At 63.5% G+C, this 19597-nt stretch carries 20 protein-coding genes and 1 pseudogene; 14 read left to right on the forward strand and 7 right to left on the reverse strand.

Annotation, left to right across the window (positions count from 1 at the left end; translation table 11 throughout):
• Positions 1-55 precede the first annotated feature (55 nt).
• The 14 genes from MAE01_RS08795 to MAE01_RS08860 all read left to right on the forward strand — a co-directional run bounded on the left by MAE01_RS08795 (position 56) and on the right by MAE01_RS08860 (position 12608).
• A complete protein-coding gene (locus MAE01_RS08795) occupies positions 56-568 on the forward strand; it encodes a DUF3515 family protein (protein ID WP_147039190.1) in 513 nt (170 codons plus the stop codon).
• Complete coding sequence (locus tag MAE01_RS08800; RefSeq protein ID WP_147039191.1) at positions 565-2409, forward strand: bifunctional copper resistance protein CopD/cytochrome c oxidase assembly protein; 1845 nt, start codon at positions 565-567, stop codon at positions 2407-2409. Before MAE01_RS08795 ends, MAE01_RS08800 begins: the two co-directional genes overlap by 4 nt.
• A gap of 23 nt (positions 2410-2432) precedes the next feature.
• Positions 2433-3089 (forward strand): copper resistance CopC family protein, encoded by a 657-nt coding sequence (locus MAE01_RS08805; protein ID WP_147039192.1) that lies wholly within the window; start codon positions 2433-2435, stop codon positions 3087-3089.
• 65 nt (positions 3090-3154) lie between these two features.
• Positions 3155-3601 (forward strand): hypothetical protein, encoded by a 447-nt coding sequence (locus MAE01_RS08810; RefSeq protein WP_147039193.1) that lies wholly within the window; start codon positions 3155-3157, stop codon positions 3599-3601.
• Positions 3602-3687: 86 nt separating this feature from the next.
• Positions 3688-4353, forward strand: a complete 666-nt coding sequence (locus tag MAE01_RS08815) for a DsbA family protein (RefSeq protein ID WP_147039194.1) — start codon at positions 3688-3690, stop codon at positions 4351-4353.
• Positions 4354-4379: 26 nt separating this feature from the next.
• Complete coding sequence (locus MAE01_RS08820; RefSeq protein WP_229718083.1) at positions 4380-5366, forward strand: NAD(P)-binding domain-containing protein; 987 nt, start codon at positions 4380-4382, stop codon at positions 5364-5366.
• 17 nt (positions 5367-5383) lie between these two features.
• Positions 5384-6292, forward strand: a complete 909-nt coding sequence (locus MAE01_RS08825) for a cation diffusion facilitator family transporter (protein ID WP_147039196.1) — start codon at positions 5384-5386, stop codon at positions 6290-6292.
• Between the two features lie 199 nt (positions 6293-6491).
• Positions 6492-6827, forward strand: coding sequence for a hypothetical protein (locus MAE01_RS08830; RefSeq protein ID WP_147039197.1), 336 nt, complete (start codon positions 6492-6494; stop codon positions 6825-6827).
• Complete coding sequence (gene lspA / locus MAE01_RS08835) at positions 6814-7350, forward strand: signal peptidase II (protein WP_147039198.1); 537 nt, start codon at positions 6814-6816, stop codon at positions 7348-7350. The genes MAE01_RS08830 and lspA overlap by 14 nt, the downstream gene beginning before the upstream one ends.
• Complete coding sequence (locus MAE01_RS08840; protein ID WP_147039199.1) at positions 7347-7682, forward strand: DUF6804 family protein; 336 nt, start codon at positions 7347-7349, stop codon at positions 7680-7682. Before lspA ends, MAE01_RS08840 begins: the two co-directional genes overlap by 4 nt.
• 118 nt (positions 7683-7800) lie before the next feature.
• Complete coding sequence (locus MAE01_RS08845) at positions 7801-8739, forward strand: cytochrome c oxidase assembly protein (protein WP_147039200.1); 939 nt, start codon at positions 7801-7803, stop codon at positions 8737-8739.
• An 84-nt stretch (positions 8740-8823) separates the two neighbouring features.
• Positions 8824-10374: an apolipoprotein N-acyltransferase gene (gene lnt / locus MAE01_RS08850; RefSeq protein ID WP_307723754.1), complete on the forward strand. Its 1551-nt coding sequence runs from the start codon at positions 8824-8826 to the stop codon at positions 10372-10374.
• A 909-nt stretch (positions 10375-11283) separates the two neighbouring features.
• On the forward strand, positions 11284-11847 hold the full coding sequence (locus tag MAE01_RS08855) for a TlpA family protein disulfide reductase (RefSeq protein ID WP_147039202.1): 564 nt from the start codon (positions 11284-11286) through the stop codon (positions 11845-11847).
• Complete coding sequence (locus tag MAE01_RS08860) at positions 11844-12608, forward strand: cytochrome c biogenesis CcdA family protein (protein WP_147039203.1); 765 nt, start codon at positions 11844-11846, stop codon at positions 12606-12608. Before MAE01_RS08855 ends, MAE01_RS08860 begins: the two co-directional genes overlap by 4 nt.
• A 349-nt stretch (positions 12609-12957) precedes the next feature.
• On the opposite strand, the gene MAE01_RS08865 is transcribed toward MAE01_RS08860, so the two are convergent.
• The 7 genes and pseudogenes from MAE01_RS08865 to MAE01_RS08890 all read right to left on the reverse strand — a co-directional run bounded on the left by MAE01_RS08865 (position 12958) and on the right by MAE01_RS08890 (position 19592).
• Positions 12958-13878: a cytochrome c oxidase assembly protein gene (locus MAE01_RS08865; protein WP_147039204.1), complete on the reverse strand. Its 921-nt coding sequence runs from the start codon at positions 13876-13878 to the stop codon at positions 12958-12960.
• 175 nt (positions 13879-14053) lie between these two features.
• A complete protein-coding gene (locus MAE01_RS08870) occupies positions 14054-15970 on the reverse strand; it encodes a heavy metal translocating P-type ATPase (RefSeq protein WP_222591667.1) in 1917 nt (638 codons plus the stop codon).
• On the reverse strand, positions 15967-16326 hold the full coding sequence (cmtR, locus tag MAE01_RS08875) for a Cd(II)/Pb(II)-sensing metalloregulatory transcriptional regulator CmtR (protein ID WP_147039205.1): 360 nt from the start codon (positions 16324-16326) through the stop codon (positions 15967-15969). Before cmtR ends, MAE01_RS08870 begins: the two co-directional genes overlap by 4 nt.
• Positions 16327-16820: 494 nt before the next feature.
• Positions 16821-17072, reverse strand: coding sequence for a FeoA family protein (locus MAE01_RS16180; protein WP_229718084.1), 252 nt, complete (start codon positions 17070-17072; stop codon positions 16821-16823).
• 65 nt (positions 17073-17137) lie between these two features.
• Positions 17138-17447, reverse strand: a pseudogene (locus tag MAE01_RS16185) (metal-dependent transcriptional regulator); the annotation flags it as partial.
• Between the two features lie 22 nt (positions 17448-17469).
• Complete coding sequence (locus MAE01_RS08885; protein WP_229718086.1) at positions 17470-18813, reverse strand: Nramp family divalent metal transporter; 1344 nt, start codon at positions 18811-18813, stop codon at positions 17470-17472.
• Between the two features lie 371 nt (positions 18814-19184).
• Positions 19185-19592, reverse strand: a complete 408-nt coding sequence (locus MAE01_RS08890) for an arsenate reductase ArsC (protein ID WP_147039207.1) — start codon at positions 19590-19592, stop codon at positions 19185-19187.
• Positions 19593-19597 lie beyond the last annotated feature (5 nt).

Below are 19597 nucleotides of genomic sequence, written 5' to 3' on the forward strand. Positions count from 1 at the left end.
GACTTGGAGCACAACGAATGACGAACCCCGACACGGTCATGAGCATCGGTTCCGCATGATCACCTTCGCCCAGATGGCGAGGGGCTTTTTCGCGCTGGCCTGCATCATGGGAGCGTCTGCGGTCTTGGCCGGATGCTCCCCCACCGTCACCTTGAACCCTGCTGAGAATGCCAACGCCCCCGAATGTGCAGAGGTCACGGTTCGGTTACCTGCTGCCATTGAGGAGCTCTCCCTACGTACGACAGACGCACAGGCCACCGCGGCTTGGGGCGACCCGACGGCGGTTGTCTTCACCTGCGGTCTCAAACCACCTGGTCCGACCACCCTGCAGTGCGTCACCATCAACGCGGTCGATTGGATCGTCGACGACACGGATCTACCTAACCTGCGTCTGACGACGTATGGACGTACGCCTGCTGCCGAGGCGTACGTTGACACCAGTCGCCTGTCAGCGGACGCCGCACTGGGCGCCCTCGCGTCCGCCGTGCAGAAGTTGCCAAAGACGGGGGCGTGCACAGCACCAGACACGGACGCCTCGACACCGGGTGGAACCGAGGATACGCCGTGAAACCAGCGGAACTGCGGCTGGTGGGACCGGCGATCCTCCTCGTAGCTGGAGTTCTCACCCTTCTGGCGGGTCTGATGATCGGTGGCGGCGCAGTGCCTCGCTTCATCAGCGACCCCGGGGCAGTCGTCCGCTGGGGTCTGCCGACCACCAAGCTCCTCGTCAACCTATCCGGCGGTGTGATGGCCGGCTCAGCGATCCTCGCGCTCTTTGCGCTCCGTGCGGGAAAGAAGGAATTCAACGCTGCGCTGGATTTGACCTCGATCGGCGCCGCGATCCTCACTCTCAGCAGCGGGACGACAGGCTTCCTCACGTTCTTGTCCTCCTTCAATCCACAGGTGTCGCTGGGATCGGAGTTCGGTCAGCAGTTAGGCAGATTCCTGCTTGAGACCGAACTCGGTCAGGCGTGGCTGATCACCACCATCGCGGCCGCGACGATCACTCTTCTGGCGTACGCCTTCCGCGGGTGGGCTGCCGCACTGATCATCGGGCTGCTTTCGCTCGCGGCTCTTGTTCCAATGGCAACACAGGGGCATTCGGGTAGCCTCGCCAATCACGACGCTGCGGTCATGGCACTCGTCCTCCACATCACGGGCGCGGCCGTATGGCTCGGGGGCCTTCTCGCCGTGGTCATTCTGAGACCCCTCCTGGAGGAAACCAGGCTTCGGACTATCGTCGAACGGTATTCGACGCTCGCTCTCATCGCGTTCATCATCGTCACCGTATCGGGCGTCGCCCGCACTCTGACATCGATCACCGGTGTCGGTGACCTGATCAGCGCTTACGGCGCTGTACTCGTGATCAAGATCGTTGCTCTTGTCGTCCTCGGGACGATCGGAGTCGCCCATCGGCGGTGGTTCATCCGGCGGGAGCGCGGCGAACGCAGTGCGTTCTGGTCGTTCGTGGCGCTGGAATTGGCGGTGATGGGCTTCGCCAGTGGAGGGGCCGCTGCCTTGGCTCGTACACCCTCCCCTGCCGACGCAATCGCTCCCGAGCTCACCACGCCGACCGAGATCCTCACGGAGGCGCCGTTGCCTGCCGAACTCACGTTGGACCGGTGGTTCACCAGCTGGGATGTCGATCTCCTCTGGGCCATCGTCGCCGTCTTCGGCATCTATTTCTACCTCGCCGGAGTGCGGCGGCTTCGTCGACGAGGTGAAGACTGGCCGCCCGCACGCATCATCGCATGGACGGCGGGCATGCTGCTGCTCGTCTGGGTGACGTCCGGGCCCGTTGCGGTGTATTCGGACTACTTGCACAGCATGGACGCGCTCGGCCGAGTACTCCTCGTCACTGCGGTGCCGCTGCTTCTGGTACTCGGCGCACCCTATCGACTCGCTCTGTCCGCCATCACGATCCGTACCGACGGCAGCCGCGGCATCCGCGAATGGCTTCAGGCCGGCGCTCGCTCACGAACGGCGAGTTTTTTCGCGCATCCGCTCGGTGCCGCATGTCTGTTCGCTGGGTCGTTTTGGGTGACATCAGCGACCGGTGTACTGCGCTGGACCCTCGCAGATCCGTTGGCCCACGAGCTGAGGATTTTCTTGCTCTTGACCGCCGGCAGTTTCGTCATGAGTTCTGTCATACGGCCAAGACGCGTCCGCTCGGGCACCGTCCGGACGATTGCCGCACTTCTGGTGATGCTCGCACCTGTCCTCGTGGCAGCCTGGGTTGCGTTCCAGGGCGGCCTCATCGCGGCCGACTGGTTCGGAGCCATGGGGCGCACCTGGGGTCTCGATCCCCTGGCCGACCAGCGGATGGCTGGCATCATTCTGGCGTTCGGCGTCGTCTGCGTCGGCATCGCGGTCGCAGTCGCACACCGGGTTCGTGTGAGGCAGCCGTGACCTACAGGGGAAAGGACCCAACTATGAGATCGAAAATCGTCCACTCGCTACGTATTGCCGTTACCGCACTCGCGGCGAGCGTAGTCGCAACCCTCCTCGTCGCTGCGCCAGCCTCCGCGCACGACAACCTCCTCGAATCCGATCCTTCAGCCGGGTCGACGGTCACCAGCCTTGACTCAGTGTCCATGACATTCAGTGGTGAGCTGATCGACTTTGACCAGACGAGCTTCGCCCAGGTCCAGGGGCCAGACGGCCTCTACTACGAGACGTCGTGTTCCACGATTGAGTTCAACGTGCTCACGACACCCGTCGCACTCGGGGAAGCCGGAACCTATACGGTCGTATGGAACGCGGTGTCCAGTGACGGACACCCGATCTCGGAGAGTTTCACCTTCGAGTACGCTCCGGACGCGAGTACTCAGGCTGCGCTCGGATGGGATCTACCTGCGTGCGGCAGCGGCGAGGCTCGAATGCAGCCAGAAGCGGTGCCCACGGCTAGTGCAACACCTCCCGTGAGCGAATCAATCAGCCCTACCCCTTCCGAATCCAGCGGTGCAGAATCGAGCGCCGGCGGTGATCTCGTCGTCGTTCTCAGCATCGGGGCCGGAGTCATCGTGCTCGCTGTGCTGATCATCGGCATCGTCTGGCTCGGTCGCGTTCGAAAGCGTCGATCGGAATAGTCGCAGGATCCCAACAATCACGCTGCTTGATCATGGACGGGATGCGAAGAGGTAGAATTCACGTGATGCTTCGTCTCCCGGTCCGCCGATTCGGGGATTTGAAAGATCAGCTGTTGATAATGCGCCTCATTATCACTGTTGCGCTTTCGCTGCTTCTACTCTTCGGCATGGCCACCACCAGCCACAGCGACGCTGAAGGCATCACGCCCGCGCAGTTCACTTCCTCAGGCGTCGTTGATTTCGCAGACAGCGCCGAGATCCCCGACCTCGGGTCGACACAGCCGTTCGCGATCTCTGATGGATCGAATGCGCTCCTAGGGGCAGCTGTCTGTGCTCTCGGCATCCTGTGCGGACTCACTGCAATCGTCTTGTTGTTGCGACCCCTCTGGACTCCGCGAATGTCTCACGTTCTTTGCGCAAAACGGAGTGCAATACCGCCGCTGGGTGCGTTCGGTGCGCGCACCCACACGACAGCGCTGTCTTTGATTCACTTGGGCGTTTCCCGAACCTGACACCGACGCGCCATCCGTGTTGATGGCGCCTTCCTACGAGCCCGAGCTCGTGCTGTCGACTGTCCCCTCTTGGTTTGGAGTACCCCATGAAGCCTGCTGTAAAGACCGCCATCATCACGATCGCCATCGCTGTGGTGCTGATAGTTGGTGCATTGATCTTTGTTCTCGTCAATCAGAATTCGAAAGAGCCGCCCGCCGCCACAGACGGCTCCCCATCCGCTCCCGTGGTGCGGGAGAGCTCGCATGTTCTCGATGATGCAGGCGAAGGCGCCGTCACTGTGGTCGAGTTCCTTGATTTCGAGTGTGAAGCCTGCGGCGCCTTCTACCCAGTCGTGGAGGATCTGCGGGAGAAGTATGACGGAGAGATCACATACGTCATCCGCTACTTTCCCCTCCCGGGCCACCTGAACTCGAGGAACGCAGCCCTCGCCGCCGAAGCAGCCGCGCAGCAGGGACGACTCGATGACATGTACCGCGAACTGTTCGAGACACAGGCGGAATGGGGCGAGGCCCAGGAGTCGCGAGCCGATGTCTTCCGCGGGTTCGCTGAACAACTGGGCCTCGATATGCCGGCATACGACAAAGCCGTCGCTGATCCCGCCACGACCGCACGCATCGATGTGGACTTCAATGACGGGCAGGCGCTGGGCGTGAACAGCACTCCTACTTTCTACGTTGATGGGGAAAAGCTTCAGCTGGAGAGATTCGATGATCTGGAGAATGCGATCAACGCCGCGATGGAGGGCCGGTGACGGTTCCAGGATTGTCACACCGTCGTGTGATCATCGTCGGCGCAGGGCAGGCCGGACTGGCAGTCGCGGGCGCACTCAGGAACGCCGGCTTGGTCCCGCAGAGCGACTTCACCGTCATCGATGCGAACATGAACGGCCAACGATCCTGGGCCTCACGTTGGCATTCCATGGCGCTTCTCAGTGATGCTCACCACAGTTCGATCGCCCGCCGACCTCTTCCCGGCGATCAGTCGCGGCGACCGCGTGTGGACGAGATGGAAGAGTACCTCGCCTCGGTCGAAGCGTCCCTCGGTATTGCCGTGATGTGGGGGATGCGCGCCACAGGCGTGAGCCCGTACGGCAGCGGCTCGTCTCTCTTGCTGTCCACGAACGAGGGGCCGGTGCAGACCCGCAATGTAGTGTGCGCGACGGGTGCTTCGTCTCGGCCCTGGGTACCGCCGTGGGCCGCAGACCTCATCGTGCCGGGCGTGGCGATACACAGCGCCGATTACCAGTTCCCTCGACAGATTCCCGCCGGCGACGTGCTGATAATCGGCGGAGGACACAGCGGCGCACAGATCGCAAGGGAACTCGCCCACTCGCACACCGTGACGCTATCGGTCCGACGCCGCGGACAGGACCCGAAACCCAGAAAGGGCGTCCGCCGCTGGCCATGGTCTGCACACCCGCGTTCGGAGCTCCCGCATGAGGATGAGCATGCCGAGTTGCAACAACACGGAGTGTCGATAGTTCCGCCCGCACGAGGTGCCGACGGCCGACAGATCAACTTCGAGGATGGCGCGCAGGTGAGACCTCGGTCTGTGATCTTCGCCACCGGATATCTGCCGGCCGACGATTGGCTCCCGAAGGTTGTTCGGGACTCGGAATCTCGCCACCGACGACCCGGCACGACCTCGATACCGGGTTTGTACGTGGCGGGATTCCCTAAGTACAGCACACCGGGCGCAGACAGCTTCACCGGTGTGCGGCGAGACGCCGCCTCGATCGCGCGGCGCATCCTGAACCGCCCCTGAGGAAAGTGGAGAAGCTCATGGGAACGCAGCACGATCATGCCTCGGTCGGGACCCCTCGACGACGCCTGCTTATTGCTTTCGCGATCACGTCATTGGTGTTCATCACCGAAGTCGTGGGAGCGATCATCACAGGCAGTCTTGCTTTGCTGGTGGATTCCGCGCACATGCTCACCGACGTAATCGGCCTCGCCCTTGCTGTCACCGCGGCGCACCTGATGAACCGGGAACCCTCCGCTCGGCATACTTGGGGACTGCGCAGGGCCGAAATCCTCGGCGCGCTCGCTCAAGCGGCACTCCTTCTCGGCGTCGGGATATTCGCACTCGTCGAGGGTGTGCGCCGCCTGTTCGAACCTCCGGAGATCGCGTCCGGCAGCCTGCTGTTCTTCGGTATCGTCGGGCTCCTCGCCAACGTCGCGTCGCTGCTTGTGCTGATGAGCGGACGAAAGGCGAACCTCAACATGCGCGCAGCATTCCTCGAGGTGGTCAATGACGCGCTCGGATCCGTCGGGGTGATCGCGAGCGCAATTCTGATCGCGACGCTCGGCTGGTACCGAGCGGATGCGGTCGCGGGCATCGTGATCGCGCTGTTGATCATCCCGCGCACCCTCATCCTGCTGCGGGCGTCCGGAAGCATACTTCTGGAGTCCACCCCACCTGGGCTTGACCTCGATGACGTCCGCCGGCACCTACAGGAGTTGCCTCACGTCGTAGAGGTGCACGACCTGCACGCCTCGCAGATCTCCACTGATCTGCCCACTCTGAGTGCGCACGTCGTGGTCGACGATCAGCTGACACAGGAGGACTCGGCGGCTCTGCTGCGATCCCTTCAGGACTGCGTCGCGGAACATTTCGCCGTCAGCGTCGAGCATTCCACCTTCCAGATCGAACCCAGATCTCACCCCGATGAACACGCGACCCACGCGTGACGATCTCGACGCACGCCCATCGTCCGAAGCCTCATCCGAAGGAAAGCTTTATGAAATGCACCGTTGACGTCCTCGACCTGCCAGATGCCGACCGGCCCAGTGTCGGGAACGACCTTTGATTGCGACCTCTGAACCTCACGAATCGCAGATGGCGCATTCCTTCCCGTCCAGACGGACGTTGACGCTTGTCCTGGTCGTCATGGTCATCGCACTCAGCACCGCTGCCGTATTCGTCGGAACCGAGACCGCTGCGGCGTCCTCCACCTGGTCAGCCAGCTCCACGCCAGATCCCACGAACACGCCACCGCCGTCTCCCACGCCCTCCGAGACCGCCGAGCGGCCGCACGAGGAAAAGCTCGGCGTACAAGGCGCGGAGCGCGACGATCTCGGCTTCCTCGGCGTCGTCTTCATTGCCGGACTTGGATTCATTCTTAGCGCCGGAGCGGTCGGAACGTTGCTGATCGCTCGCGAACGACGTCGGCGAGACCGTGCCGAAGCTGCGGTGAAAAAGGAGGACCCAAGTGACGAACAATAAGACTCCACGGTATGCCTTCGCATTCATTGCGGCGGGACTGATCGTGCTCGTCGATCAGGCGAGCAAAGCTGTCGCACTTGCGGGGCTCAGCGAAACGGAACGGATTCCGCTGCTGGGCGACCTACTCGGCCTGCAGCTTGCGTTCAATCCTGGTGCGATGCTGTCTTTCGGTTCCGGGGCGACCTGGGTGCTGACCGTGCTCGGCGTAGCTGTGATCGCGGCGCTGTTCGTCGCCGCGAAGCGCTCGCGCACCACTTGGTATGCCACTGGAATCGGGTTCGTCCTCGGCGGCGCAATAGGAAACGTGCTGGATCGGCTGTTCTCGCCCCCTGGATTCGGGCGCGGGCACGTAACTGATTTTCTCGCGTACGGGAACTGGTTCATCGGTAATCTCGCCGACGTGGCTCTTGGCATCGGCGCCGTCATCCTCGGTGTCGGGCTCTGGGTCTCCCACCGTGTGACTTCGCAGGAGGCGGTCTCCGCGCCGACACCGTCTGAGACGGCTCCGATGGGCCCTTCATGACGCAGAAAGAGCGCCGCCCTTCTGTCTATCAGCGCAATGCTCTCGCGCCCAGCTTGCTTGCCGCAGCCGTATTGTTTCTTGCGCCCGTGCTGCTGAGCGGAAGCTGGTCTCCAGTTGTCCTGTTCGTCACCTCGATCCTTGCTGTGATCGTCGGATGGTTCGCGTTGCAGGCTCGACAATGGTGGTGGCTTCCGGTGTTCGCCACCGTCGCAGTCATCTGGAACCCGGTGTTCCCGTTGCCTTTCGAGGGCCCAGTCTGGATCAGTGCGCAGCCTGTCGCAGCTGTGGTTTTCCTCGTTGCCGGCGGCCTGGTCAAGGTGAAGCGCGTATGACGAGCCTTCACCGTCCCATAGGTGCGCTCAGCCGCGATTGTGGGGGCCGCCGTGCCTGGCACGTTGCGGGGGCTGGCGGCCCCAGACATGTCATCAGTCACCGCGAGCAATCGGCTCGATGAGCGCTTGGATCCCTGACACTGCTCCGACACTCGCAGCCTTCTTCAGCTTGCTGCCGGGTCCGTTCCCTCTGCTGCCCCTCATCGCGACGGTACTAGCAGTTGCGTATTTGGTGGGAGCAATCCGATTGTGGAGACAGGGTCGTCGCTGGCCGGTGTGGCGCGCGGTCAGTTTCCTCGTGGGATGCGGTGCCCTCGCAGCAACCACAGGCTTGGGTGTGGAGGCCTATGGGTATGCACTGTTGTCGGTGTTCATGTTCCAGCAGCTCACTTTGATGATGGCCATCCCGCCGCTTCTGGTGCTCGGCTCCCCCGGAACGCTGCTCCTGCGTGCCACCCCGCACCATGGACCCGGGAAAGCCGTCCTCCGCGCCGCTCATCGGGGTCTTCGCTGTGCGGCCGCTCGATGGGCGCTCAGTCCCTGGGTGGCTTTGCCGATATACCTTGCGTCCTTCTACGGTTTGTATCTGGCAGGATTCGCTGACGACATCCTCTCGATCCCCGGCGGGCATGTAGCTATGGAGGTCCTGTTCCTCCTTGCTGGGATCGTCTTCACCATCCCCATACTCAGCTCCGACCCGCTCCCGATGCGAATCAGCCATGGTGGACGCGCCCTCGACGTGTTCGCCGAAGCCGCACTTCACGCCTTCTTCGGAGTGTTCCTGATGATGGCCACCACCATGCTCGTCACGCAGTTCGTCGCCTCGACCGAGGCGCTCGGCATCGACCCGCTCGAAGATCAACGGGTGGCCGGTGGTCTGGCATGGTCGTACGGGGAAGCTCCCACATTGTTGATGCTCGTTTACGTTATGCATCGTTGGTTTCGAGACGACACGGCCCGCGCCGCGGCTGACGACCGATTCGCCGACGCCCACGGCACGAGCGAGCTGGACGCGTATAACGCATACCTTTCGAAGCTGGGCAAGAAGGACATCTGAGATATGGCCACGAAACCGCCCCGAACTCTGACGATGACGACGAGCACCGCGGAGGGTCGCACCGTCGGATCCCGCAACAGACCGATGCTTCCCATACGTGCAGCGCTGCCCGTTGCCATCATCGCCGGCGTAGCACTCGATCTCGCCACTCCCGACGTCGGTTGGTGGCCGCTCGCTTTCTTCAGCGTCATCCTCGCTCTGGCGACACTGGTGGGTCGAAGCATCGGCGGCGCGTTGATGGTGGGACTCGTTTTCGGTATCAGTTTCTATGTCCTCCATCTCGCTTGGGTCGGCCAGTTCCTCGGCCCGCTACCCCGAATCGCCTTGTCTGGCTTGCAGGCGCTGATCCTGGGTCTCGGTGCGATTCCGATTGCGCTTGCATACCGGTGGACGAGTCAGTTCCGTCGCCGAGGTATCGGGCAGTTGATCGTTGTGCCGCTCATGATCTCGGGGCTGTGGACGGCCCGCGAAGTGGTGATGGGTTCGTGGCCGTACGGCGGATTCCCCTGGGTGCGTCTGGGGATGACGCAGGTGAACGGGCCCTTCCCTGAGGTCGCTTCCTGGATCGGAGTCACCGGGCTGTCGTTCCTCGTAGCGATCACTTCCGCCGCGCTCCTGCAATGGTTCCGCGCCGGTGTCCGATTCCTCCCGGGAGCGCTTCCCGCCGGCATCGTGATCGTCGCGCTTGCCTTGACACCTCAGTTTCCGACCGCGAGCGTCGGGACCTTCACCGTTGGGTGGGTGCAGGGCAACGGTCCTTCCGGGTACTTCGACACCAAAGAACCGGGAGATATTCTCGACGCTCACTCCACCACCTCAGAATCGATCACCGGACAGCCGATGGACTTGCTCGTGTGGCCCGAGGGCGCCGTCGACTCTGACCCGTTCCGTGAGCCTGGAACCGCAGACGAGTTGGACCGAATCGTTACGTCGGCTGGAGCTCCGGTTCTGGCCAACGCAGCCACCACGCGCGGCGAGAACACGTTCAACACAACGATGCTGTGGACAGCCGACCCCGCCGAGCGGCAGAAACACGACAAGGTCCACCCCGTGCCGTTCGGGGAGTATGTGCCAGATCGCTGGTTCTACGAGAAGCTCGCGCCAGACCTGGTCGGGCTCATCCGACGCGAGTACACCCCCGGCACGATCGCCCCTGTCGTGAATGTGGGATCGGTGCGTGTAGGGCTCGCCATCTGTTTCGACGTGATCTTCGACGACGTAATCTGGGACGGCGCACAGGGCGGCGCGCAACTGTTCGTGTTCCAGACCAACAACGCAGATTTCCGCGACACCGATGAGAACCTGCAGCAACTCGCATTCGCTCGCATGCGTGCGATTGAGACCGGACGGGCCGTGGTCAACGTCTCCACGGTGGGCACCAGCCAGGTCATCAGTCCAGCTGGCGTACCTATTGACACGATCGATGTCGATGACGCCGACGCCAAGGTCACCACCATTCCACTGCGTACCGGGCTGACCCCCGGAATCATCCTCGGGCCATGGCTGTCTTGGCTTATTACCGTGACACCGTTAGTGCTCCTCGTCGTCACCGGATTAGTATCTCGCCGGCGAGTACTGGATGCTCACCAGAGCCTTCCAATACGTGACAGCTCGGGCCGTCCGAATCCGAGCTGAGTGTCGCGGGTATGCTGGTAGTGATGGCTTCGCTGGTTCGCTCACACCCTCGTGAGAGGTCGCCTGAGCGGGTCCTGATAACGAGTCTCGTTATCTTCTTGTGCTCAATGTTGCTCTTCGCCATCGGCGTAGCCTGCGCCACCTATGAGAACGCAGACGGTGCCTCTGTTTCGCGTTCGAGCGTCCAATCCCAAAGCCCGCACACGAGTGACAAACCCGATATCGGCACAGTCCTGTCTGCCGACCCCCAAGCTGAGAACGCTTTGATGAGCGAGTCACCCAGGTCCACAACCCTCGTCAGTTCTGTGCTGTGCGTCCTTGGTGTCATGTGCGGCCTGGTCTTCACGATCCTCTTACACGGTCTGTGGCGACGACCCCTACTCCGTGATCGCGGGTTTGCACCAGTCCTCTTGCGATCTGTTCCGACGCCTTTCTTCCGGCCGCGTGAGACGGCGCTCTCCTTGACGCAGCTGAGCTTGTCGCGAACCTGATTCCCGCGCAGCCTCCCTCGTCGGTTCGGAACGAGCACGTGAGCTTCAAGCAACCATTCCGCGCCGAACTCCAGGAGCCGTCGACCAGGTTCACCACCCGGACTGTGTCGATCGCACGGGGCTGATTCGGCAACCGCTCGCGTCTGTTTCGACACGCGGTTTGCATCGCGCTGAGCGACTGCCAGAAAAGCTGCGTTCAGTCGATGCCGTCGCTGCGCCTGAAGCCTCTAGAACCGTTCCGACTGCGCCCAACTCCTCTTCGACCAAGACTGCTAGACATGCAAGGACCCACATCATGAACCCTGAGCGGACAAGGCGCCTCGTCGCCGATCGCACGCCCACCGACAGCATCCACTCCCCTGTCTCGCGGCGACGTCGAACTCTTGCCACCCGCGTCGGTCTTCCCACCGTCGCTGTGATGCTCATCGCCGGCTTCTTCGCCGGGTGCTCGAACGATTCGCTCACGGAGCAGTACCGCGAGGGCGACGACAAGGGTTATATCGCCGGTGACTTCCAAGTCATCGAGCTACCGAAAGAGGAGCGTGGCATGCCGGTTGTTTTCGATGGTGTCACGGAAACGGGAGAAGCCGTCTCCAGCGACGACTATCGGGGCGAGGTGCTCGTGGTGAACTTCTGGTACGCCGCCTGCGGGCCGTGCATTGTCGAAGCGCCCATGCTCGAACAGGTCTGGAAGGACTATCAGAACGATGGCGTGGCCTTCCTCGGCGTGAACACCTACGACCAGCCTGCGACCGCACTGTCATTCGCCCGAGACAACGGGATCACATATCCGAGCGTCATCGACGTGAATGACGGATCGGTCAAGCTCGCCTTCGCTCAGGTCACCCCGATTCAAGCCACCCCGACGACACTGGTCATCGATCGCAGCGGGCGGGTTGCCGCGCGGATCATCGGCCAGTTGGCAGGCGCCTCTATCCTGTCTACCCTGGTCGCCGACGCACTCGCGGAGAACCCATCGTGAATCCCGGATCGATGATCGTCGACGGTGCCCTGTGGCTGGCGATTCCGATCGCGATCCTTGCGGGGCTGGTGTCCTTCGTCTCGCCGTGCGTCCTACCGCTCGTGCCCGGGTACCTCGGGTATCTCGGCAGTGCCACGTCCGGCCCGACCCGAGAACCAAGGGCAACGGGGCCGTTCGCCCATGAGCGGGCGAGGCTACTGCTGGGGGTCACACTCTTCATCGCCGGATTCACCGTGGTGTTCGTCGCCGTGACGATTCTGGGCGGCACGTTCGGACTCGCCTTGCTGCAGTACGCCAGCGTCCTCACGCGGGTGTTCGGTGTCGTCATCATCGTTCTCGGGCTCGTCTTCCTCGGACTTTTCGGCGCGGCTCAACGTACTGTCCGCCCCCGCACACACGGCCGGGTCGGGTTGGTCGGGGCGCCGTTGCTCGGATTTGCGCTCGGCGTCGGGTGGACTCCGTGCATCGGCCCGACCCTGGCGGCGATCATCTCGATGTCCTGGAATCTCGGCGACCCGGCGCGGGCGGGATTGCTAGGACTCGCTTATTCCCTCGGCCTGGGCATCCCATTCCTCATCCTTGCGGCCGGCTGGGGCTGGGCTTCCCGGTCCGTGACATTTCTTCGTCGGCATGTGCGCCTCCTGAACATCATCGGCGGGTCGATGCTCATCGCATTGGGGTTGCTCATGGTCACGGGACTTTGGTCGGCGCTGATGTCACAGCTCCAGCAGGTGGTGATCAATGTCCCCCTCCCGCTCTGACACCAGCGAAATGCGGCGAGAGTGGCTATACCGAGGATTCCGATGCCGAAGGCTTCACGCCGACTGACATTCTTCTTCCAGAAGGAGTCGTGTTCACCAGGTGTGGGCGCGCAGCCGCACTCTTCAGCTGACGCGGCTGCCGTAGCCTCAGTCGACTTCCCTTTCACTTAGTCGCCTGTAAAGGTCGCTGAGACTTTGGGCGGAGCGGAGGTCGGTTGCGCTGCTACTGGCGTAGCTATCGTGCATTGAAACTTCCGCGATACGGGTTCGGCTCTCCAGCGCACTCGACATTCTCAGATCTTCATCGACCTCTTTGCGTGGCGTCCACCGGTGTGGGGAGGTCACGCCATCAATGCCGGTTCTTTTGATCGATCCGTTCAAGGTAGGCGTTGTACTCCTCCAGTTCTGCTTCCTCCCGCGATTCATTCATGCGGGCCTGGCGTCGATCGCGAGAGTGCCAGCGGGAGAGGCAGACGATGAGTACGACGAGGAGCGGGAGCTCGGCGTAAGTCCACAGCAGCATTCCGGCGACCGCTTGGTCGTATGCGGGATCCACTGCTTGCTGCGGGGTCGAGTAGCCCGCGAACAGGGGTTTACCCGCTCGGATCAGGATGAGTCCGAGGATCGCGTGAATCTGTATCTCGACGAAGATGTCGATCAGCCGTGCCGGGAACGACGGCGCCCGCGGGAGCGGATCCGAGGACCAGAGCGGCACTGCTGCGACAATGCCTGCCCCGACGAAGAACGCGAGGAGAAGGGCGGCTCCGACCGGGGTGGCCATCACAACGCTGATGGCATCCGTCAGATAGAGAGCCGGGAAAACCGCGAGCGCAATCACGATCGGCACGAGGGGGTGCAGGAGCAAACGTGCCCATCGAGACCGAAGTCCGGCGTGAGCGGCTTTCAGGATGAGCCGCCCGGTTCGGTGGTGCGGTGTGCTGCGGAGCAGGAGGCGTCCTGGTGAGCCCACGATGAGAAGTGGTGGGATGACAGTGATCGCGGTGATCTGCTGGAACATCAGTGCGGTGAGCGAAACACTCGCATACCGGTTCACACCGAAGGTCGCGATGACGAACATCACGACACACCCGATGACGAAGGAGAACGTCCTGGGTACTGACCATCGCCTGCGGTGCGACCACAGCCAGATTGCGCCACGGAGGTACCACGCGCACAGCAACATCGCCGCCACCGCGACAATCGGAGACCCGCCACTGGGGTCGAAACTGAACCAGTCAGGGAAGAAAGGAAGGATAGCGTCAGCCGACACGGAGCCTCCTTGGCAGGTCAATGGTCATTGTTGCTCGTGCCACTGAATCCCCGGCAGCACGTCCAAGCCTAGACGTCGGCCTTACGACCGTCGCTACCAGTGCGAGCCAATGAGGAACAGCACAGTGAGCGCGACGATGTCTCGATGTCGGTGGCTGATCCGATGGGTGCGAGCATCAGCTTTCCACTCGCGGTGTGCGGGTGCGGGCGGCACGCAGGCCGTTGAGGATCACGATGACCTCGGCAACCTCGTGGACCAGGACGACGGCCGCGAGCCCCAGCAAGCCGAACAGCGCCAGCGGAAGCAGTGCTGTGATGATCAGCAGCGACAGGATGATGTTCTGGTTGATGATCCGCCGGCCCCGCCTAGCGTGATCGAACGCCCGCGGGATCAGGCGGAGGTCGTGGCCGGTGAAGGCCACGTCGGCGGACTCGATCGCTGCGTCGGATCCGGTCGCTCCCATCGCGATGCCGATGTCCGCGGACGCGAGGGCCGGGGCGTCGTTGATGCCGTCGCCGATCATCGCAACCGGCCCCGCCTTTGACAGCTCGCCGATTGCGGTCGCCTTGTCCTCGGGACGCAGTTCCGCGCGCACGTCGCTGATACCGGCCTGCGCGGCCAGTGCACGAGCGGTGCGGGTGTTGTCTCCGGTGAGCATCGTTACGCCGACGCCCTGGCCGGTGAGCGTACGGACGACTTCGGGGACTTCAGGACGCAGTTCGTCACGAACGCCGATCGCGGCCACCGGTGACCCGTCACGGTGCACGATCACGACGGTCATGCCCTGCTCCTCCAGCTTTGCGACCCGCTCCCCGAGGTCGCCGGCGTCCAGCCATCGAGGACTGCCGACGGTGATCCTCGATCCATCGACGGTGCCGTCGATGCCATGCCCGGCCTGCTCGGTCACGTCCGCAGCTGCCGGTGTCCCCGGAGCCGCGGCGGTGATCGCTGATGCGAGAGGATGCGTGCTGTGCTGCTCCAACGCAGCCGCCCACGCCAACGCCTGAGCCTCCGTCACGCCGTTCGCGGTGAGCACGGCGGTGACCGCAGGTTCGTTACGCGTGAGTGTTCCGGTCTTGTCGACCGCCACGTGGCGGACCGTCCCGAAGCGCTCGAAAACGGCACCGGACTTGATGATCACGCCGAACTTGCTCGCCGCACCGATCGCCGCGACGACCGTCAGCGGAACCGAGATCGCCAGCGCACACGGAGAGGCCGCGACCAGCACGACAAGCGCGCGGGTGATCCACACCTCCGGGTCGCCCAGCAGCGACCCGATGACCGCGACGAGCGCGGCGAGGATCAGCACACCGGGCACCAGCGGGCGGGCGATCCTGTCCGCGAGACGCGCACGCTCGCCCTTCTCCGTCTGCGCCTTCTCCACCAGCTCCACGATCGTGGTGAGCGAGTTGTCGGTACCCGCGGCCGTCGCCTCTACCTCAAGCACGCCGGCGCTGTTGATCGCACCGGCCGACACCGCATCGCCGGGCTCGACCTCGGCGGGGATCGATTCCCCGGTGATCGCCGAGGTGTCCAGGCTGGAGCGGCCAGAACGGACGATCCCATCGGTCGCGATCCGCTCGCCCGGGCGGACGACCATGACCTGGCCGACCGTCAGCTCTCTCGCCGGCACCTGCGCAGAGACGCCGCTCTGCAGCACTGTCGCTGTCTCCGGTACGAGCTTCAGCAGCGCCCTCAGCCCGCCGCGGGCACGGTCCATCGCCTTGTCCTCGAGCGCCTCAGCAATCGAGTACAAGAACGCCAGCGCTGCAGCCTCCTCCACGTAGCCGAGGATGACTGCGCCGATCGCGCTGATCGTCATCAGCAGCCCAATGCCGAGCTTGCCCTTGAACAGCTTCCGAATCGCGCCGGGCGTGAACGTCGACGCGCCCAGCAGTAGGCCGATCCAGAACAGCACGAGCGCCGGGATCTCGAGGCCGGACCATTCGAAGATCAGACCGGCCAGGAATGCGACACCGGAGAAGACCGGCACCATGATCCCGCGGTCCCTCCACCAGGGCCGCTCCACCTCTTCGGTCTCATCATCCGCCGCAGTGGCAGGCTCGTGCTCGCAGCCACACGCCGCGCTCACGCGTCCGCCCCTGTACCGCAGCAGCCCGGCACCGTGCACGCTGAGTCCACGCAAGGTGCGTGCTCATCGACAGCCAGCGTCACGTCCACGAGCGCGACGAGCGCAGCCGCAAGATGCGGATCCGCGATCTCGTAACGAGTCTGGCGCCCCTCAGGCTCAGCGACCACGATCCCGCAGTCACGCAGGCAGGTGAGATGGTTCGACACGTTCGAACGCGTCAAGTCCAGCTCACGAGAGAGCACAGCCGGGTAGCTCGGACCGCCGAGCAGGGTCATCAAAATCCGGGAACGCGTCGGATCCGCCATGGCCCGCCCGAGCCGGTTCATGACATCAAGGCGTGAAGCAATAGTCAGCATGGACTGAACTATACAGTTCACGCTGACTAATCGCCAAGCCTGAACCGCTACCACGTCAGGACGGATCAGCCTGAAATGGGTGCACCATCCGCTCAATCCTGACGCCGGGTACGGGCCTCGACCGGTACGCAGGCGATAGTCGAGGGACGGCCGACGACATGGATGAGCGCTGAGGCCGTCCGCAAACCACTGACAAGTCTCCCGACTCGTCCGGCGAGCAGAGACAAGCCGTCGGCGGGAAGACGCACGAAGGTGACTTCGTTGCCGATGGCCGCGGAAAGAGACCACGAGGCTCGTATGACCGGCGGCGATCTCACGTAGACCGTCGGCTCGACGGCGAGTATGACGGTCCGCGTGATGCCTCGAACCGAAACGTAGCCCTGCCGACGACGATGAGAATCACGCCCGGGTCGAAGAACCCATCGAACCCCCAGTACGCGGTCGATACGCTCGTGGGGGCGCCAACGTCTCCCCGAGAGAAGCAGGCCTTCAGATCAAGAGGAAACCCAGATTGCCTCTGCGGTTGCCCAGCGCACCGACAGTCGCTGGCCGCGGGCGGTCGCGAGCAGAGGTGCCTCCTTTGCGCTCTCCACGACCCTGAGCATTTCGCCGAGTCCGATGCCACTAGCCGCAAGCTCTCGAAGGACCGCCGGGTCGCGATCGCTGATGCGAATGATCCGCCCCTCGTGTCCGGTGGCCGCCTCGTCGAGCCGTACGGCGGGTTCGACGACTACTTCCCCGTCCACGGCGGGGGTATCGCGTCCCCGTGCGGATCACGGACCGGCCGGCCGAGACGCGAATCGATCGCCTCGAGCAGCCGGTCGGACAACACGTGCTCGCGCGTACCCCATCTCCGAGACGAGCCAACTCTCGATGAGCCGGTGCCGCCGGACGACGGCGAGTGCGCGGTTGAGCCCGACATCTGTCAGCTGTATCGCCTTGTACGGCACATGAGTGACCAGTCCCAGCACGGACATCCTCTTGACCATCTCAGTGACCGACGAAGGAGCGATCCCGAGGCGGTCGGCGAGAGCCTTAGGAGTGATGGGATTGGGCTGCCATTCGGTGTGCGCATACACCGTCTTCAAATAGTCCTCGATCGCAGGACTGGTAGATAGCATCGTCCCTGGCGTATCCGCGGGCTCAACTCGCGCCGCTCAGGATCAGCCAGAGCAGCACGCCGTTGAGGGTGATGAGGAACACGGATGCCGCGATGCCGGCGGCGGTTGTCGACCAGTGGTTCCGCCACCGGCCCAGCACGCTCCTCTTGGCGGTGAGAGCGACCAGCGGTACGAGCGCGAACGGGATACCGAAAGACAGGACGACCTGACTCAGGACGAGGGAAATGGTCGGATCAAAGCCGAGCGAGAGGATTACGATCGCAGGGACCAGCGTGACAAGCCGCCGCACGATGAGTGGGATCCTCACGTGCAGCAACCCCTGCATGATCTCGGCGCCGGCGTATGCGCCGACAGATGTCGAGGCGAGACCGGATGCGAGAAGACCGACGGCGAAGAGCGTCGCGATCATTGGACCGAGGGAGACGTCCAGAGCGGCATAGGCACCTTCGAGGCTGTCGGTGCCTTCGACCCCCACGAGGTTCACCGCCGCAAGCAGCATGATGCAGAGGTTTACGGTTCCGGCGATCGCCATCGCGATCGAAACGTCCCATCGTGTGGCGCGCACCAGCGTGTCCGTGGGCATGACGGTCGAGGTTCCCGGTTCGCGAACTGGACGATCCGCACTGCCTTCGGTCGGCCCTTCACGAACGACGAGCGCCGACAATATCTTGCGACCCCAACCGCCCGATGCACTCGCCGCCACGGCAGATGGAAGGCTGGCCTCCCGGGTCACGAATCGGTCGCGGCTGAGTGCCGAGTGCGCATAGATCGCGTGCGGCATGATCGTCGCACCCAGGATCGACGCGGCAAGCAGCACCGAGTTCGCTCCCTCGAAACGCGGCACGACTCCCGCCAGAAGTTCTCCCGAGTCGGGTGGGGCGACGAAGACCCCGACCGTGAATCCCACGGTGATGATCATGAGGAGCCCGATGATGACGAACTCGAACGTGCGGTGCCCGTGCCGCGACTGAATCATGAGCAGCGCGATAGAGACCGCACCGGTGATCAGGCCACCCCAAATGAGAGGTACGCCGAACAGAAGATAGAGCGCCACCGCACCGCCGATGACTTCAGCGAGGTCCGTCGCCATGGCGACGAGTTCCGCCTGTAGCCAATATGCGCGCCGTCCCCATTGATTGCGCAGACGTCGGCCCAACACCTCAGGCAGGCTCTCGCCGGTCACCACGCCGAGCTTCGCGGAGAGGTACTGGATCAGCCACGCCATCACGTTCGCGAGTATCACGACCCAAACGAGCATGTATCCGTACCGTGCCCCCGCCGTCATATTGCTCGCGACATTGCCCGGATCGAGGTACGCGACGCCGGCGACGAGCGCCGGACCGATGAGCCAAGCAGTGCGTCCCACTGATGCTGCACTGCGCCGTCGCTTTCGCCCCGCAGCATCCGGACGAGTGGCACCACCTGGCGTCGCAGCCCTGCGACGGGCTCTCGAAAGCGGCGGTCGGGTCTCATCTCTGAGAGATTTCGGCATGCCGAAACAATAACAAGATTTCGGTATACCGAAAAGACTGCCGATTGCTGTGCGCTGCGCTGTCCGAGAACCGACGTGGGACGTTCGCACTCCGATGGGTACTCCAAAAAGAGCCCTAAATCCTGGCGTGGCACAAGATCGATACCGCTATCGCATCCCGCGGTAGAGATCTTCCACGCGCACGCCGCCGGAAAATCTCCCAGCGACTACGTCTTCACCAAACGGCTCGCACTCGGCGTCTCAGCTCAGACGAGCTCGCTGACCAGCTGCTCGATGCGGCCACGGATGTCGTCGCGAATGGGGCGCACGGAGTCGATGCCCTGACCTGCCGGGTCGTCGAGCTCCCAGTCTTCGTAGCGCTTACCGGGGAAGAACGGGCAGGCGTCGCCGCAGCCCATGGTGATGACGACGTCAGAGGCCTGTACGGCTTCGGTGGTGAGTACCTTCGGGGCTTCGGCGGTGATGTCGATGCCGAGTTCGGCCATGGCGTCGACCGCGATGGGGTTGATCTGGTCGGCGGGCATGGAGCCGGCGGAGCGCACCTCGATGCGGTCGCCGGCGATGTTGCGGAGGAATCCGGCGGCCATCTGGGAGCGGCCGGCGTTGTGTACGCAGACGAACAGGACGGAGGGCTTGGTCGTTGTGTCAGTCATGGTGA

Origin of the sequence: Microbacterium aerolatum (genome assembly GCF_007988825.1) — a bacterium.
Lineage (GTDB): Bacteria > Actinomycetota > Actinomycetes > Actinomycetales > Microbacteriaceae > Microbacterium > Microbacterium aerolatum.

Coding starts and splice junctions, on each gene's coding strand:
- MAE01_RS08830 (WP_147039197.1), top strand. CDS start 6,492: ATGGTCATCGCACTCAGCACCGCTGCCGTATTCGTCGGAACCGAGACC.
- cmtR (WP_147039205.1), bottom strand. CDS start 16,326: ATGCTGACTATTGCTTCACGCCTTGATGTCATGAACCGGCTCGGGCGG.
- lnt (WP_307723754.1), top strand. CDS start 8,824: ATGCTTCCCATACGTGCAGCGCTGCCCGTTGCCATCATCGCCGGCGTA.
- MAE01_RS08810 (WP_147039193.1), top strand. CDS start 3,155: ATGCTTCGTCTCCCGGTCCGCCGATTCGGGGATTTGAAAGATCAGCTG.
- MAE01_RS08795 (WP_147039190.1), top strand. CDS start 56: ATGATCACCTTCGCCCAGATGGCGAGGGGCTTTTTCGCGCTGGCCTGC.
- MAE01_RS08840 (WP_147039199.1), top strand. CDS start 7,347: ATGACGCAGAAAGAGCGCCGCCCTTCTGTCTATCAGCGCAATGCTCTC.
- MAE01_RS08825 (WP_147039196.1), top strand. CDS start 5,384: ATGGGAACGCAGCACGATCATGCCTCGGTCGGGACCCCTCGACGACGC.
- MAE01_RS08855 (WP_147039202.1), top strand. CDS start 11,284: ATGCTCATCGCCGGCTTCTTCGCCGGGTGCTCGAACGATTCGCTCACG.
- MAE01_RS08805 (WP_147039192.1), top strand. CDS start 2,433: ATGAGATCGAAAATCGTCCACTCGCTACGTATTGCCGTTACCGCACTC.
- MAE01_RS08845 (WP_147039200.1), top strand. CDS start 7,801: ATGAGCGCTTGGATCCCTGACACTGCTCCGACACTCGCAGCCTTCTTC.
- MAE01_RS08890 (WP_147039207.1), bottom strand. CDS start 19,592: ATGACTGACACAACGACCAAGCCCTCCGTCCTGTTCGTCTGCGTACAC.
- MAE01_RS08815 (WP_147039194.1), top strand. CDS start 3,688: ATGAAGCCTGCTGTAAAGACCGCCATCATCACGATCGCCATCGCTGTG.